Below are 16884 nucleotides of genomic sequence, written 5' to 3' on the forward strand. Positions count from 1 at the left end.
CAAAAAGCTCTCAACTACCTGATTGGCTTTAGAGAGTAAAACAACAAACGTTTAGGCTTCTAACTTCGCGTTAGCGCGCAGTTATACCAGCACAGTTAAAACGCCATCCTAACAAGCACACATAAACTCTTAAGCACCTGTTTAATAAACAATAAATCCAAAGTAATCGTAATAACCTGTACTCAAACTGCTATCGCGAATAAATCCCAAAAAAAAGCCCAAACATTTGTTTGGACTTTCTTACACATTAATTACAATAGTAATTTAAAGGTTTTTGACTTAACTAATATAGCTTTGACCTGCGTAAACAACAAAGTGTCTCAATGCAAGTACACCAAGAATAGTGCTACAAGATACCGTGATTAAGAAGCCTTTGGTGTGGCGCCATGCCTTAGGTGCTACCGTACTGGCAAGCACTGGCACTACAAGCCCTAAACCGACCACGCCTAACCAGAACACACTGGCCCAAGTACCTGTCGTAATTGCCGCTGTCGCTGCCTGAGCTGCTGGGCCCGAAAAGTTAAGACCTACAAACAGTAGTACCAAACAAAGTGCTTCGTTAAAGGCCACTGGGTACTCAATACGATGAACCTGTTCAATACAGTCAGACTCTTTCTTACTAAAGAACAAAGTCGCCACTAAGATATTACCCGCTGAGCCAACAGATAGCGCTGACGCTAAGAACAATGCAGGCAGTACAGCCGTGTTCAAGATTGGGTAACTGATCATTGCCGATAATAAGAAGCCTGTATATACACCGACACCAAGACCCAGAGCGAAAATAAGTTTATTAAGACTATTTTCCACCTGACGACACACTTTTAGTGTCCCCTCAAGCCAAGGTGCATATTGCAGAACTAGCTTTTCAAACACTAGCGCGGCAAACACAAACACCAGTGGAATATAAATGAGTAGAGCAATTACTCCCCAGGCCATCACAGAGGTTAGATTGTAATTTAGCAGGATATGATAAAACTCAAATGGCTTAGTCAAATCCAGCACTAGCAACGCCATACCCAAACAAATTGCGACCGGGCCAATAACCGCTGCCGCTTTAATCACTGGTAAACCTTCAGTAGGTTGACCTCGGCTTTGCTTGTACCATTTCAGCCCTATAGCCACCAGCATAGAGCCTGCAGATAGACCCGCCATAAATAAGTACACTGCGATGATCCAGTTCCACACTACCGGATCGTATTGTTCCATTGAGCCCCAGATATTGTTCATGCTGTGATCCCTCCTTTACGGCTAGGAATGCGATAAACACGTGGCTCAGTGCCAAGGTTTACCTTTTGTTGGTAATGATTCTTGGTGTCTAGCACTTTACGCACTTCAGAGTTCATATCGTTAGCGTCACCGAATACCAAAGCTTGAGTTGGACATACAGTGACACACGCTGGCTCTTCACCTCGTGCTAAGCGGCTTTCTTTACAGAAGTCACACTTATCTGGCACCCGCGTTTCAGGGTTAATAAATCGCACTTTGTAAGGACAAGCTGCGACACAATAAAGGCAACCGACGCACTTTTTTTCGTTAATCGATACTATGCCATCATCATTAACGTAAGCTGCGCCAGTTGGACATACCTTAACGCAAGGTGCATTTTCACATTGCTCACATGAAACGCGGTTGTACTTAAAATGTAGGTGTGGGAAGTTACCGTAAGGGCCTTCAATTCTCACCTGAATACGAGTCACAGACTCTGGTACATTGTTTTCACTGCGGCAAGCAACATTACAAGCCTGACAGCCAATGCATTTGTTTTCATCGTGTACGAGAACATAACGCTTAGTCATAATTAACTCCGATTAAATCTTGGCAATCTTGACGCCGGTTGTATGCAGGTTCATACCTGTCACCGGAGAAGTCACGTGAGGAAGTAAGTTACCGCAGTGCACACCTTTACCGGTTGCACGAGCCAGTTCTTTGTTCTTTGAGCCGCAGCCCATGTAGGCAAATACCGTATCAGGACGAATACCCGGAGTAACAAGCGCATGGCCCTCTTCACTACCGGTATCGTTGAAGATACGGATCTTATCGCCACTAGAAATATTTAGTAGTCCAGCAGTGATTGGGTGGATCCAAACAGCATTGTCAGACATCAGATTAGCTAGCATGGGCACATTTTGAGTCGCAGCGTTGGTGTGAACTGCAACTTTGCCTTGGATAAAGAACAGCTCATCGGCCTTTTTCATGGTAACTTCACGGTAACGGATCACACCGCGACCAGGCGCCATTTTCTCAACTTTTTCCGAACTCAACTCAATCTTGCCACTAGGCGTTTTAAAGCTTAATTGGCTGCCGTAGGTGCCATCAGCATCCACAGCCTTAGCGTTAGGGTAAGCTGCAACAAAGTCTTTAACCATGCCCCGCTCACGAAGCATTAATGGCTTACCAAAACTAACAAAGCCTTCGTCTTTAATTTTTCTGAGTAAATTAACATCACGTTGCACTTGGAATAGCTGCAAAGTTTCCATGTTTTCCCAGGGGAAATACTGACCTTGACCCATTTCTGTGGCTAACTCTTTCCAGATCTGCCAGCTTGGCTTGGTATCACCAATGGTTTCTACAACGCGCTGACGCACGTAATAAGCAGGGTTCTTACCTGACTTGTCTGCAATCTCTTCATCACGCTCAAGATAAGTTGATTCAGGTAGGAAGATATCGGCATAAGCTGCTGATTCACTGATATAGATATCGCAAGCAACAATGAAATCAAGCTTTTGCATCGTTTCAACGATACGGGCTCTATCTGTCATGGTTTGCATTGGGTTGGTACGACTCATGACCCAGCCACGTAACTGATAAGGCACGGCCTCTAAAGTGGCATCTAGAATGGTTTGATAAATACCACCAGACGACCAAGTCATCGCATATTGCTCATCAACCATGTCGATACGCTTGGCGTCAGTTTTTGGCATACCTTCAACACCTGGCTTTGCCAAGGTTGGCGCCACACTGTCGCCAGCATATTTGTTATAACTAGCCGCTTTTTTACCGAAGTACAAACCACCTTTACGTTCAATATTGCCCACTAATACGTTAGCGGCGTATAACGCACGGCGCATTTCAAACTCTTCGGTAGTAAACGATGAGCGGTGACCAAAATCGACTAGCGCATGCGGCGCCGCAGCTGCATATTCATGAGTAATACGACGAATATCTTCTGCAGGTACATCACTAACAGATTCTGCCCACTCTGGTGTATAGGCTTTAACTTCTTTAGCAAATTCATCAAAACCTGACACATATTGCGCCACAAAGTCTTTGTCATATAAATCATCGCTAATTAAGGTGTGACAAATCGCTAAGGCTACCGCAACATCTGTACCCGGCTTAATCGCGTACCACTCGTCAGCTTTATCGGCCACAATAGAGAAACGTGGTTCAAATACCACCAACTTTGCGCCCTTCTCCATTTGTGCATTCATCATACCTCGTGTTTCAGACATGTTGATGCCTTCATAGAGGTTATGACCAAAGTTAATGATGTACTTAGAGTTGCTTAGGTCGCGTTTAATCTTACCGCCAAACATCGCTTTTGCAGCAATGACATAACTGCCTGGGCAAGTAGATGCGTGAGTAAAAGTATTTGGGCTACCAAAAGCTTTGGCTAAATGAAATAAGTGACCCGATAACGAGCCTGATTTAGAAGAGAAAGCGACAGTCTCTGCACCATGCTCTGCTTTTATCTTATTCAGATTCTGAGCGATGATACTGTATGCTTCATCCCATTCAATTTCTTGCCAGTTACCTTCACCACGCTCACCAACACGCTTTAACGGTTTAACAATACGTTGTTTATCATAAAGCTGACTATGACCCGCACCGCCACGGGCACATACTGCGCCACCAAATGACTTGGCATTCTTGTTACCCAAAATCGATACGTTTTTGCCATTCACTACGCGAGCAGAAATCGGACAGCGGGTTGAACACATTTCACAAATACTGGCAACAGACTCTGCGCTGCCTTGTAACTCAGAATGCCCAAGGGCGGCTAAAGAACCCGGCAGCGTGGCTAATGCGCAAGTTGCAGTACCCGCTCCAGCTCCTTTAATGAAGGTTCGCCGATCTAGTCTCATGATAAATCTCCCAATGACAATGATCCTTAGCAAAGCGCTGGATTAAGCTCGGGTTAACTGCGATTGGCAATCAACCTACTGCTAAGGTTTTCATCATTGTTATTGAGACAAGAAAAATTAAATATTGTGGTAAACCACATACTGATAAGCCGATAGGTGGGATTGTGAGGCAATTCACAGTTCAATTTTGCACCACCACAGCGACCAAAAACTGTAAATTGTGGTAAACCACATAAAGAAAAATGCTTGGTATAATTGGGGGCTACAGCATGTTTTCGATACAAAGTGTGCGGCTTAATAGCCGCACATCTGTTTACTCATATCCATAGGTAATCGATAACCACTTGCGCTTAAGTTACACTTCTATCGGCGCTTCACTGCCACGCTTTTTCAAGCTCAGTGTTGCCATACAGCCTGTAACGCCATCATCACGGTTACTCAGCAAGAAGTGACCATCGTGATCGCTAATCACTTCTTTACAGATGGCGAGGCCTAAGCCTAAACCATCCATCTTAGTGGTATAGAAGGTCGCCATGAGTGTGTCCGAGTCCATCGCTAAACCTGAGCCATTATCGGTAATACGCAAATTGACCTGACACTCTTTAAAGTCCAGTTCGATATTAATTTTACCAACACGGGCACTTTCACTATCTGCAATCGCATCTAAACTATTTTTGATAAGGTTTATCAGTACCTGTAACAAACCGACTCGGTCAGCAGTAATGAAAAATGGCTCGCCTTTAATCTGGGTATTGACCTGTATTTCGCGCCTTGCAAGCTCAAGCCTTAACAGTGATATGCTTTCTTCAACAAGAGTTAGAATATTAACGTCAACCATCACTGCTTCTCGCCGCCTTAACAAACCACGAATACGGTGAACAACCTCACCAGCACGAGTTGACTGCTTGTGGATCTTTTCTAGTAACTCAATACAAGCTTGTACATCGACTTTTTCTTGGCTCTGCAAGCGCATAATACCGCCTTCGCTATAACTGGTTATAGCGGCAATAGGTTGGTTTATTTCATGGGCCAGCCCAGCGCCAATCTCACCAATAATTGATGCACTCTGTAATCGTTCTAACGCCACAGCTTGTTGCTTTAACTGGCGCTCTGATTCAATGAGTGAGCTACTCTTTTGGTGAAAACGGTATTCAATCCATAGGTGGTAGAGCGTGGCAATAATAAACACTAAGACAGATAAAATGCCCCAATGGCGATTATCTTTAAGCCATTGCTCCACGGAGTCCCAACGACTGCTGTCAGGAGACTTAACATGCAACTCTTTAAACAAATTGATCACTGCCAACTGGCTGATAGGAGATGTCCAGCCTTTAAGCTGAGCACTCATTGCTGCGTCTGTGTCAGGGGTGAGATCGAGTAACGCTTGAGTAATTGATTTACTCAGCTCAGTGCTAACGCTTTCAGTCGCGGCAAATGACCAGTTAGGATACAAGTTAGTACTGCATTGACACTCAATACCCTTTGGCCTGCTAGGGTTTAAAACTCGGTAATCACTACGACGGATCAACCCGCGTTCCACCATATCCTCTAAAGTACATAACGGTGTAATTGCCGCATCAACGTTACCGTCACGTACTTGATATAACAACGGATCCAGTGGGAAACCGAGAAACTTTGTTTGCCCAAAATAAGTCTCAGGGTTCATCCCCAAGCTATGCATTAACCCCACGGTTGCCTGATAGCCGCCTAAGGCATGCGGATCACTCGCTGCAACGATTTTTCCCTTTAGGTCATACAAAGTCCGATAATCACTATCCGCCTTAACAATGATCGCCGAGCCAATTGCAGAAGTGCTGCCGTTGTGACGCTTTGAGCGCATTGTTGCCAACCACGACAATGGATAATGATTGGATAAATACAAGTATTGACCAGGGTTAGTGATAATGAACTGGATCTGCCCTAGCTCCATCGCTAAATTTAAGGCTTCAAAGTTGCCGGGATATACATGAAACTCAGCCTGCGGCACCTGTTCATTAAGGTATTCCATCATGGGTGTCCAGCGCTCGACAGCTTGCTGATGCCCCCAATTAGCAAGCACACCAACATAAAACTGCTGCGGCTTACACCAGGTGGCAGATGAAAATAACAGTAACAGTAGACACAACAAAACCTTAGGCAACTTCATTTCCTTAGACTCCACAACCACATAACTTTAAACTAAATTACTAGAAAAGTGATTAACTCAAGACATTGTTTAATTTAGCAATGTAGCGGCAGGCTTTCCCATAGTGGAATTTGATTGATTAGCGATAGCTTACGCTAGGTTTCAGACTTTGCTGCGTGACCCAATTCATGATTCCTGCAAAATAGTTCGCTAAAAGCAGCAAACTGAGATATCAATCAATTAAGCATTGCTAAAATAAAGGTGTTTTGTGGAGCAGAATATTGAAGGGCCAGTTTATTTAGTCGACGACGATGAAGCAATTGTCGACTCCATTAGCTTTTTAATGGACGGTTATGGTTATAAGCTTAATTGCTTTAACAGCGGTGATGATTTTCTTGCCCTGGTTGACTTAAACCAAGCTGGCTGTGTTATTTTAGATGCAAGAATGCCTGGGCTTACAGGACCACAAGTACAACAACTACTCACAGAGGCTAAAAGTCCATTATCAGTCATATTTTTAACCGGTCACGGCGATGTACCAATGGCTGTTGATGCATTTAAAAATGGCGCTTTCGACTTTTTTCAAAAACCGGTTCAAGGCAATGTATTATCGCAATCCATCGCTAAAGGTTTAGCCTACAGCGTGCGTCAGCATTGGAAGCTCACTAATCAAGCACTGTTCAATACTTTATCTGAACGTGAAACCCAAATTTTTGAATTAGTGATCGCCGGTAACACCAACAAGCAAATGGCTAACGACCTCTGTGTTGCAATCAGAACCATTGAGGTTCACCGCTCTAAGCTCATGACTAAACTTGGGGTTAGCAATTTAGCTGAGCTAGTTAAACTCGCACCGTTGCTAGCCCAGCAACACTAAATAATACAAACTGAAGCCCTGCCAAAGCATCAATGCCTTTGGCAAATTAAGGTTAGCCGTTAAAACTGTGGTACCAGTCTTTAATGCGAGGAAAGTGATCATCTACAGCATCTTTATGTGTCAGCATGCCGCCGTGATCATAGTCATGCTTAAAGCCCTGCTTCTTTGATAAAAGTGTGTAATCGACCTGTTTAATTCGGCATTCCTTAATCATTCTCTGCACATCTGCAGGATTACCTAACACCTTGTCACCCTTACCTGCGATAAACCAAGATTTTGGCCAACTCGCCTGTTTAGCTGCGCAGGCATAATCAAAACCATCATCGCTATCTACCCAACGTCCTTTTACCCAGTCTATGGTTTGCCTAAGCGATGATCGTGATTCATTATCCATACCCATTTTTAGTTTGTCCGCTGGCAAGTACCCGCTTTTCCAGGCTATTAATGGTGCCAACTTATTCCACACTAGATTGACAGTAAGCCATTTTTGCAAAGATTTAACTTCAATACGACGCTTACTACCAAAGGTAACTAATGAAGCAACAGACTCTTGTAAGCTGTCATAGCGAGCGATAGCACTCGCCATCAACACCCCGCCCCAAGAGTGGGCGCACCAATGGACGGTTTTAGTATTTGGGTGAAGAGACAGAATATATTGCTGGATTAATGGTAATTGCTCACGGATCACTTCCCCTTGCCCGCCTGTAAAGCCACGAGCAAGTTTAGGTTCACTGAGCCCACGCCCTTGGGTGTCTAGCACATAAACGACTACGCCCGCATCAGCCAAATAACAGGCTAAGCCCTTACCTGACTCACTATAAAACACTCTACCATTCGACATGGCCCCGTGCAGCATCAGCACAGGAGATTTATTCATATCAGCTTGCACCGGAACAATCTGTCTCAAATGCAAATGACCATGTTTATAAGGGATATAATAAGATTTTTGCTGAATATTCAAGCCATACTCTCTTGTTTTTCTTTCATAAACTACTGAAGCAAAACAGTAAAAACAAGAGTAAAAACTCTAGAGGCAATTAATAATTATTATCTATAACCGCAATTAAAACACGACTAAGATACATGGAAGAGATTAATCAATATCATAGCTAAGCTTTAAAACAAAAAAGCCCACAACGGTATCATTCAATATCGCGATGAGCTTTTAACTTTAAACTAATACGGCAGCAATCATCACTACCTTTTGTCTCAATTAAAGCTTACTTGTATTGAAACAAATAAGGCAGAGTCTTTAGGTTTAGGGTAGTAATATTAACATCCGCTACCTCTGCCAGCTTTGGCTTAGCGTGGTAAGCAATACCAAAGTCGGCGGTATTTATCATTGGAATGTCATTAGCGCCGTCACCGATAGCCACTCTTTGTCCATCTAAAATCTGCCACTTATCTGAACAATTGAGCACTGTGTCCGCCTTAAACTGAGCATCAACAACTTGCCCCGATACCGTGCCAAGTAACTTCTCATGGTCAATATCTAGCTTATTCGCAAACGCTGCATCCAGCTTAAGTAATAGCTTTAAATGGTTTACAAATGGCGTAAACCCGCCAGATGCAACGACGGTATACCAACCGTGCAGTTTAAGCTCCGCAATCATAGGCTCAAGTCCTGGCATCAGCGGCAACTTGTCACACAATGTTTGGATAATCTTCGCGTCTGCCCCCTTAAGTTTTGCAACCCGAGCGCGTAGACTTTGCTCAAAATCTAACTCACCTTGCATAGCAAGTTCGGTAACTTCACTTACGGCCGCACCAACACCTGCCATCTCGGCAAGCTCATCAATACACTCAATCTCAATAGCCGTTGAATCCATATCCATTACAAGTAGGCCCGGCTGATTAAGGATTGGCGCACTCGCAGCCAGTTCAAACACTTCTAATTCTAGAGACTGGTTAACTTGTAATATTTGCTCAACCGTAAGTGGCTTATCAGTACAAACCTCTACACAAAACAAGCCACAATCACGCTTAATCACAGCTAAACTAACATCAATAACAAGCGATGAAAGCCATTTTTCTATCTTGGTGAACTCGGCTTGTTGTAAACTATTGCTAATTTGCAGTGGTGCTGAGAACACAATGCGATAGCGCGAAAAGTTTAACGGATACTCAACTTCAATATGACGAGAGAATCTTTGTTTCCCTGCAATAAAAGACGTGCTACTTTCAGTGTTTAACCAAGTAAAAACAGTAGATTGACTCGAACTTTCCATTAGTTATGACTCTCCAGCTACCGAGTACAGACATAATCAATTATGATTAAGTGAGTACACAACATATTAAGGGTTTCAGTGTTCTATTTAAAAGGCTTAAAAAAGAGCCATCGAATAAGCCGATTGTTGCAGATCATGATTGCTATCGCACTTTTCATAGGTCTAGACCAGTTATGGGAAACAAGCCTACTACAAGGGCAGCAGCTTCTAAAGTCCCAAACCGAAAAGATGGCAAGATTACTTGTGCAGCAAACCGCCTACGGGGCAGCCCCTGCACTGCAGTTAGAAAATGATGAGCAGCTACAATGGCTTGCCCAAGCCCTTGTGCTCGATCCCAAGGTAATGTCTGCGAGCATATTTAGCGAAGATGGCGTTAGACTATCGTTTGCTCAAAGTGTCATCGATGAAGAGTTAGAAGCAGACTCTGCAGAGTTAGCCCATATTCTTGAACAATACCCTCCCTATGTTGAAGCCGTTTCTCAAGATGGAAAAAACCTTGGTTATGTCGAAGTGCGCCTAGAGCCTAAGTACTTCTTCAATGAGATTAAAGAAGCGCACCAAATCAATATGGAACAGCAACAAATGATGCTGTTAATTGCAGGCTTGATTGGTATGCTGCTATCACGTGCTCTGTCCTTTAAACGTGCAGATTTTGATAGGCGAAAAGCCAGAGTAAAACTAAGACAACTGTTAACCAAGAAAAATGCTAAAGCAGCGGCAAAAGCTGCGAAACAGCAGGCGGCTAATGAGCTAAAAGAGGCCAAAAAAACACAAGAGATTACGCCGACTAGTACTGACCTAGAGACTATGGCAAAGAGCGCTACTAACAGCGGAGCTCAGCAGCCCTCGATGGTTGAAGAAACAACCAATGAAGCACAACCTAAAGTAGCTATTGAAGCCAATAAAATCATTGCTGGCACGCACCCAGTCGCTATAGTTGATACAAAGACCGCTACCCAAAAACAATCTGCGACAGAATCCCCCCTTGTTAAACCAAGGGCCAAAACTACAACTACAGTAAAAAAGCCTATAGAAGAAAAACCCGTAGCTAAAATTGTGGTAAAAGCTCCGGCAAAATCCAAGCCCAAGGCTAATGTAAAAACGAAAGCTCCAGTAAAACCTAAAGAAAAACCGGTTACCCAAACAGTATTAGCGCAAAAGGCGAAGCCTAAAGCGAGGGATAAAGCTAATGATGAAACTAAACCCGTCGCTCAAACCAAAACAAAATCAAAAACAAAGATTGCTAGCGATGAAAAGCCTATAGTTGAAATAGTGGTAAAAGCCCCAACGAAAACTAAAACGACGGTAAAACCTAGAACACCCGCAAAAACAAAAGCTGAGGCTGAGGTTGAGACAGTGCAGCCCCAAAAAGTACCTGCGGGACCAAAAACTGGCGCTAAAGCAATACCCAAAACAGCATCGAAAACAGCTTCCAATGATGACACTTAAATATAAGCATATTATAGAAACAAAAACGGACGCATAAGCGTCCGTTTTTTTAACACTGCAGCTTAAGCTGCGAAGTTAACTATTACAGAGTAATAGCAGCTTCTAGTGTCATTTCAATCATTTCATTGAATGTTGTTTGACGCTCGTCAGAAGTCGTCTTTTCACCTGTACGGATATGATCAGATACAGTTACAACACACAATGCTTTAGCACCGAACTCTTTAGCTACGCCGTATAGACCAGCAGCTTCCATTTCGACACCTAGTACGTCCATCTTTTCCATCACATCAAACATTTCTGGGTCTGGCGTGTAGAATAGGTCAGCAGAGAAAACGTTACCTACGCGGTACTTAGTGCCTTTTGCTTCAGCAGCTTTAACTACTGCGCTTAGCAGACCGTAATCACAGATAGCTGCGAAGTCTTGGCCACGGAAACGCAAACGGTTAGTTTGCGAATCAGTACAAGCACCCATACCGATGATCACGTCACGTACTTTAACGTCAGTGCTGATAGCGCCACAAGTACCCACGCGGATTAGGTTCTTAACACCGTAATCTTTGATCAACTCAGTCGCGTAGATTGAGCAAGATGGGATACCCATGCCTGAACCCATAACAGAGATACGAACGCCTTTGTAAGTACCAGTGAAACCTAGCATGTTACGTACGTCAGTGACTTGCTCAACGTTCTCTAGGAAAGTTTCAGCAATGTACTTAGCGCGTAGTGGATCGCCTGGAAATAGAACTGTATCGCCAAATGCACCGTCTACGGCATTGATGTGTGGTGTAGCCATCAGAATAACCCCTATTTATATTTTTAGACCGTTGTATCAACTTAGTCTTGTTTGCTAGTGGCTCAATTTGAGCCACCAAATTCAAATTTATTTACAGCTTAACGAATAAAAGATTCGCCATATTCCATCGGCTCAAGCTTGAAATAGCTCGCGATAGACTGGCCCATATCAGCAAAACTGTTACGACGCCCTAATGAGCCCGCTTCTAGACCCGCACCATATGCAAGAACCGGTACACGCTCACGTGTATGGTCACTACCAGGCCAAGTTGGGTCACAACCGTGGTCTGCAGTCAGCAGTAAGAAATCGTCTTCATCAAGCAGTGCTAAAATCTCAGGTAGACGCGAGTCGAAGTACTCGAGACTGCGAGCGTAACCAGCAACATCACGGCGGTGGCCATAATGTGAATCAAAATCAACGAAGTTAGTGAATACGATCGTGTTATCACCAGCAAGCTTAACTTGCTCTAAAGTCGCATCAAACAGCGCTTCTAGGCCGGTCGCTTTCACCTTCTTAGTGATACCACAATGGGCGTAAATGTCGGCAATCTTACCCACACTCACCACCTCACCACCGGCTGCTTTTAGCTTATCCAGTACCGTTGGTGCTGGCGGCTCAACCGCATAATCACGACGGTTGCCCGTACGCTCAAAGCTGCCAGGACCAGTTCCCACAAATGGACGCGCGATCACACGACCAATATTGTAATCAGCAAGCTCTTCACGAGCAATAATGCAAAGCTCGTATAATTTTTCAAGACCAAAACTTTCTTCATGACAAGCGATCTGGAATACCGAGTCTGCAGAGGTATAGAAAATAGGCTTACCTGTGCGCATATGCTCTTCGCCAAGCTGATCTAAAATCACTGTACCTGAAGAGTGGCAATTACCTAGAAACTCAGTTAAACCAGCACGAGCTAAAATCTTGTCGGTCAACTCTTGCGGAAATGAGTTAGTTAACTCACTAAAGTAGCCCCATTCGTAAAGAACAGGTACACCCGCCATTTCCCAGTGACCACTTGGCGTGTCTTTACCAGAGCTTAATTCATCAGCATGACCATAAGCACCAATAATTTCAACATCATCACCAAAGCCTGCAGGAAATTCACCCGTGCTTTCTTTAGATGCATGACCCAGGCCTAAACGCGCCAAATTCGGCAGTTTTAAAGGACCTTCACGGCCATCATTTGCTTTACCTTCGGCACACGCCTTTGCGATATGACCAAAAGTGTTAGAACCCACATCACCGAAAGCTTCGGCATCGTGCGCTGCGCCAACGCCGAAAGAATCCAGCATCATGATTATAGTACGTTTCATAAACGGTGCTCCGTTACAGATCTGACTCACGGATATAACGATATATTTCCGGAGTTGCTTCTGGTTTACTGTCGCCAATACGGATCGCTTTTTTCACTGCAGCTTCGGCTTCAGCAAAGGCGCTTTCAGATTGGGCGTGAATAAATGCAATAGGTTGCTCTGGGTTTATCTCATCACCTAGTGCGCAGACTTTAGAAAGTCCGACACTGTAGTCGAGAGCATCGCCAGGCTTACGACGACCGCCGCCAAGTGTTACTACTGCAAGTCCAAGTTCGCGAGTATCCATCGCGGCTGCAAAGCCGGATCTATCAGCGTAAACTGGACGAATAATTTGCGAATCAGGTAGGTACTTGCTGTAGTTCTCTACAAAATCAGCTGGACCACCTAAACCTGAAACCATACGGCCAAATATCTCTGCCGCTTTACCGTTATCAAGTACAGCATTTAACTTAGTGCGTGCTTCGCTCTCGTTGCTAGCAAGGCCACCTAATACCAGCATTTCAGCACACAAGCCCATGGTGACTTCATAAAGACGTGGGTTGCGATAAGCACCAGTCATAAAGTCGACCGCTTCTTTCACTTCTAGTGCGTTACCAGCACATGAAGCCAAAACTTGGTTCATATCAGTTAGTAATGCCGTCGTCTTAGTGCCGGCGCCATTCGCTACCGCTGTAATACTGCGTGCTAATTCTTCTGATGCTTCGTAAGTAGGCATAAACGCGCCAGTACCTACTTTGACGTCCATCGCAAGGGCATCAAGGCCAGCAGCAAGCTTTTTAGAAAGAATAGAAGCGGTAATTAAAGAAATAGACTCAACTGTTGCGGTATTATCACGAATTGAATAGAAGCGTTTATCTGCAGGAACAAGATCGCCAGTTTGACCAATAATTGCCACGCCAGCTTCTTTTACTACTTTGCGGAAAAGAGCGCTATCAGGCTCGGTGTTGTAGCCAGGAATAGCATCGAACTTATCTAATGTACCGCCAGTGTGACCTAGACCACGACCTGAAATCATCGGTACATAACCGCCACAAGCTGCTGCCATAGGGCCTAACATCAAACTAATGACATCCCCTACACCACCAGTTGAATGTTTATCGATAATTGGACCGTTTAAGTCCAGTGACTGCCAATTTAGCACGGTACCAGAGTCACGCATTGCGGTCGTAAGTGCAATACGCTCATCCATGTTCATGTCATTGAAATAGACCGCCATACCTAGCGCTGCGATCTGACCTTCTGAAACAGTATTGTTGGTGATACCGTTGACGAAGAATTGGATTTCTGCGGTCGAAAGTACTTCAGCATTACGTTTTTTACGAATAATTTCTTGAGCTAAAAACATGTACTACCTCCAAGAGTGTAACTTAGTTTCTATTCAATAGAGCTTTTAGTTAGCATTCTGCTAAAGTGAATCAAAAGCCGTAATATTGTTACATACTAACGAACTTTTGATACACCTAATTAGATTTAGATCACACTTAACGACAAGTTTAATCAGTAAAGATTAGTAACCTTGTGCACCTTGTGGTGCGTCACCTAGCTCAAGCGTGTGCAGTAGGTTAGTTAATAGGCTTGAAGCACCAAAACGGAATGTAGCCGGAGTAGCCCAATCATCACCTAGAAGACGAGCTGCGACACCTAAGAACTCAGCTGCAGCTTCTGCATCTTTAACGCCACCGGCTGGCTTGAAACCAACTTTAGAATTCTTTTCACTGATTACAGTCATCATAATTTCAGCGGCTTCTAGTGTTGCGTTAACGGCAACTTTACCTGTAGACGTCTTGATGAAGTCAGCACCAGCATCGATAGAAAGCTCAGATGCTTTACGGATTAGCGCAGGATCGGCTAATACACCTGATTCAATGATCACTTTAAGGATTGCATCTTCACCACAAGCTTCTTTACAAGCTTTTACTAGCTCGAAACCAATAGTTTCGTTGCCTTCCATTAATGCACGGTATGGGAATACTACGTCAACTTCGTCTGCGCCGTAGGCAACAGCTGCACGAGTTTCTAGTACAGCAATAGCAATGTCGTCGTTGCCGTGTGGGAAGTTAGTTACCGTAGCAATTTTGATATCATCGCCACCAATTTCGTTTAGTGTTTTACGCGCTATCGGAATGAAGCGTGGGTAAATACAGATTGCAGCAGTATCGCCAGCTGGCGTCTTAGCTTTATGACAAAGATCGATAACCTTTTGATCAGTATCGTCGTCATTAAGCGTGGTAAGATCCATTAGATTAATGGCTTGTTGTGCTGCTTTTTTTAAGTCGCTCATAATAGCTCTCCGAGAAAGATTCAAATAATTAATAAAACTGAAAATTGTCGCACGGCAATGCCTTGAACTGGCTTATTTTGATTATAGTTTTGGGCCGGGTCTTCGGGCATGACCGAATCACATGTTCGTGCATTTTTAACGCACTCAACATAAAAATACTATTCAGGTATCCAACATTGTGAGCTTACTGTAAGCCCATCTATCCTGACACTAATGTCACGACTTGAATCCATGAAGACCGGGAAGGGAGAGTGTTATCACTGATTATCTGCCTTTCCGCGAAAAATCCGTTTTAGCGCGTAATAAATCTTATCTAACTAACAATACACTGCTCGTCTTATTTTTTGACGAGTCGTTAATGCTTACATAAACAAACTCTATCTGAACACTCATAAAATGAGCATAGTTAATATAGCTGATGCTTAGGTAAATATTAAGCAGTTTACATGACAATATTAGCGTAAGTTTAAATAAAAAATCGAGCTTTTAAAGGGTTATTTGAACTGTAAGATAGAGCCGCGAATATCGCGGCTCTGTCGTCTATTTACAAAATGCTAAGCGATGCTTAGAACTTGTAAGTAGCTGTGAAGTAGTGTGCGAAACCAGTAGTTTCTAGGCCAGTTGCACCATCATCAGTTAGCAAGTACACGTCATTGTAGCCTTTTAGACCGTAACCAAGCGCGTAGTTGTCTGAGTGCCAGTGTAGACCGAAGTAAGCAGCACCACCTGAAGATGAGAAGCCTTTTTCGCCTGGAGCGAAGTAAACTTCATCAGCGCCGAACTGGTAATCAACATAACCTTGGAAAGAGATGAAAGTACCATTGTCAAAGTTAACAATTGGCTTGAACCAGTTCATAGAGAATTGGTAACCGTTCCACTCTTTGTTGTTTAGGTCGTAGTATGCGTAAACGTTCATACCAGTCTTACCTAACCAAGGAACCATAACGTCAGCACCTAGACCCCAGAATGTAGAGTTAACGCCTTCGCCAACACGGTCATCCCAGTTGAATAGAGTAGAGAAGTATACTTCTTGGATTGGTCCAACAGAAAGGTCCATGCCAGTCATAGCATCGATAGAGAAACGTGGAGCAAACTTCATGAACAACTTGCTCTTTCCTGAACCTGCGCCTTTGTCACCGTAGTCACGGTTAGTTACGTTGAACACGTCAACATAGCCGTATAGGTCAACGATGCCAGCACGGCCGCCGAATTCCATTTCTAGGTAATCGTGACCACCGTCAGTAGAACCGTCACGTGGAAGTTCGTTTACAGCGTACATTGCGTTGAACTGCATCCAGCTGTAATCGCCAGCGCGTAGATCAGTACGGTCAGCAGCGAATGTAGGTGCAGACATTGTTGCAGCAACAGCAGTAGCTGCTAGTGCTAAAGTTTTAACGTTTTTCATCATCAACCCCATTTTATTTTATGGTTTGCCGCCCTTCTTTATGAAGAGTCAGCGTTTCTTTTTTATGGCGCGCATTTTACTTAATTTCCGCCAAACTTCAACATGATTAATGTAAAAATGCGAACACTAAGTTTTAACATTGAAACAACTTTATGATTTTGTGACAGAATCGACTATCTAATCATCTTTTTTGTCATTTTAAAGCCGAAGCAATCCCTAACCATAGTCACTGATCACTTCATAAAACATCGAGTTTGGAATACGTTTGACTTATTAGTCAGCTCAACTTAAAGAATGCAAATTGAGCAAAGATTGGGTCTATATC

Annotated in this window: 13 protein-coding genes; 2 read left to right on the forward strand and 11 right to left on the reverse strand. The window is 43.7% G+C overall.

What is annotated here, in order from left to right:
* Positions 1 to 279: 279 nt before the first annotated feature.
* The 4 genes from nrfD to L2747_RS08585 form a co-directional block, all read right to left on the reverse strand.
* Complete coding sequence (gene nrfD, locus L2747_RS08570) at positions 280 to 1227, reverse strand: NrfD/PsrC family molybdoenzyme membrane anchor subunit (RefSeq protein WP_248998650.1); 948 nt, start codon at positions 1225 to 1227, stop codon at positions 280 to 282.
* Positions 1224 to 1796 (reverse strand): 4Fe-4S dicluster domain-containing protein, encoded by a 573-nt coding sequence (locus L2747_RS08575; RefSeq protein ID WP_220780340.1) that lies wholly within the window; start codon positions 1794 to 1796, stop codon positions 1224 to 1226. Before L2747_RS08575 ends, nrfD begins: the two co-directional genes overlap by 4 nt.
* Before the next feature lie 12 nt (positions 1797 to 1808).
* Complete coding sequence (gene phsA, locus L2747_RS08580; RefSeq protein ID WP_248998651.1) at positions 1809 to 4085, reverse strand: thiosulfate reductase PhsA; 2277 nt, start codon at positions 4083 to 4085, stop codon at positions 1809 to 1811.
* A 355-nt stretch (positions 4086 to 4440) separates the two neighbouring features.
* Positions 4441 to 6225, reverse strand: a complete 1785-nt coding sequence (locus L2747_RS08585) for a sensor histidine kinase (RefSeq protein ID WP_428848513.1) — start codon at positions 6223 to 6225, stop codon at positions 4441 to 4443.
* Between the two features lie 253 nt (positions 6226 to 6478).
* Here L2747_RS08585 and L2747_RS08590 point away from each other — a divergent pair, with 253 nt between their 5' ends.
* Positions 6479 to 7087: a response regulator transcription factor gene (locus tag L2747_RS08590; protein WP_248998653.1), complete on the forward strand. Its 609-nt coding sequence runs from the start codon at positions 6479 to 6481 to the stop codon at positions 7085 to 7087.
* Between the two features lie 52 nt (positions 7088 to 7139).
* Here L2747_RS08590 and L2747_RS08595 read toward each other — a convergent pair whose 3' ends face one another.
* Together L2747_RS08595 and serB are read right to left on the reverse strand one after the other, a co-directional pair.
* Positions 7140 to 8048: an alpha/beta fold hydrolase gene (locus L2747_RS08595; protein ID WP_248998654.1), complete on the reverse strand. Its 909-nt coding sequence runs from the start codon at positions 8046 to 8048 to the stop codon at positions 7140 to 7142.
* A gap of 259 nt (positions 8049 to 8307) precedes the next feature.
* Positions 8308 to 9315 carry a phosphoserine phosphatase SerB gene (gene serB, locus L2747_RS08600; RefSeq protein ID WP_248998655.1) on the reverse strand — a complete coding sequence of 336 codons (1008 nt, stop codon included), beginning with the start codon at positions 9313 to 9315 and terminating at the stop codon, positions 8308 to 8310.
* A gap of 78 nt (positions 9316 to 9393) precedes the next feature.
* On the opposite strand from serB, the gene L2747_RS08605 reads away from it, so the two are divergent.
* Positions 9394 to 10764 carry an AhpA/YtjB family protein gene (locus L2747_RS08605; protein ID WP_248998656.1) on the forward strand — a complete coding sequence of 457 codons (1371 nt, stop codon included), beginning with the start codon at positions 9394 to 9396 and terminating at the stop codon, positions 10762 to 10764.
* 82 nt (positions 10765 to 10846) lie between these two features.
* Here the strand turns inward: L2747_RS08605 and deoD are convergent, their stop codons facing one another.
* The 5 genes from deoD to L2747_RS08630 form a co-directional block, all read right to left on the reverse strand.
* Positions 10847 to 11557, reverse strand: a complete 711-nt coding sequence (deoD, locus tag L2747_RS08610; RefSeq protein WP_220761689.1) for a purine-nucleoside phosphorylase — start codon at positions 11555 to 11557, stop codon at positions 10847 to 10849.
* Positions 11558 to 11655: 98 nt separating this feature from the next.
* Entirely contained in the window at positions 11656 to 12873 is a 1218-nt protein-coding gene (locus L2747_RS08615; protein ID WP_248998657.1) for a phosphopentomutase, read from the reverse strand.
* Positions 12874 to 12886: 13 nt separating this feature from the next.
* Positions 12887 to 14218: a thymidine phosphorylase gene (gene deoA / locus L2747_RS08620; RefSeq protein WP_220780346.1), complete on the reverse strand. Its 1332-nt coding sequence runs from the start codon at positions 14216 to 14218 to the stop codon at positions 12887 to 12889.
* A gap of 162 nt (positions 14219 to 14380) precedes the next feature.
* The gene (gene deoC, locus L2747_RS08625; protein ID WP_248998658.1) at positions 14381 to 15154 is read right to left on the reverse strand and encodes a deoxyribose-phosphate aldolase; all 774 of its coding nucleotides are present in this window, start codon (positions 15152 to 15154) and stop codon (positions 14381 to 14383) included.
* 565 nt (positions 15155 to 15719) lie between these two features.
* The gene (locus L2747_RS08630; protein WP_248998659.1) at positions 15720 to 16559 is read right to left on the reverse strand and encodes a nucleoside-specific channel-forming Tsx family protein; all 840 of its coding nucleotides are present in this window, start codon (positions 16557 to 16559) and stop codon (positions 15720 to 15722) included.
* Positions 16560 to 16884: the final 325 nt, after the last annotated feature.

It is taken from the genome of Shewanella marinintestina, assembly GCF_023283845.1.
Classification (GTDB): domain Bacteria; phylum Pseudomonadota; class Gammaproteobacteria; order Enterobacterales; family Shewanellaceae; genus Shewanella; species Shewanella marinintestina.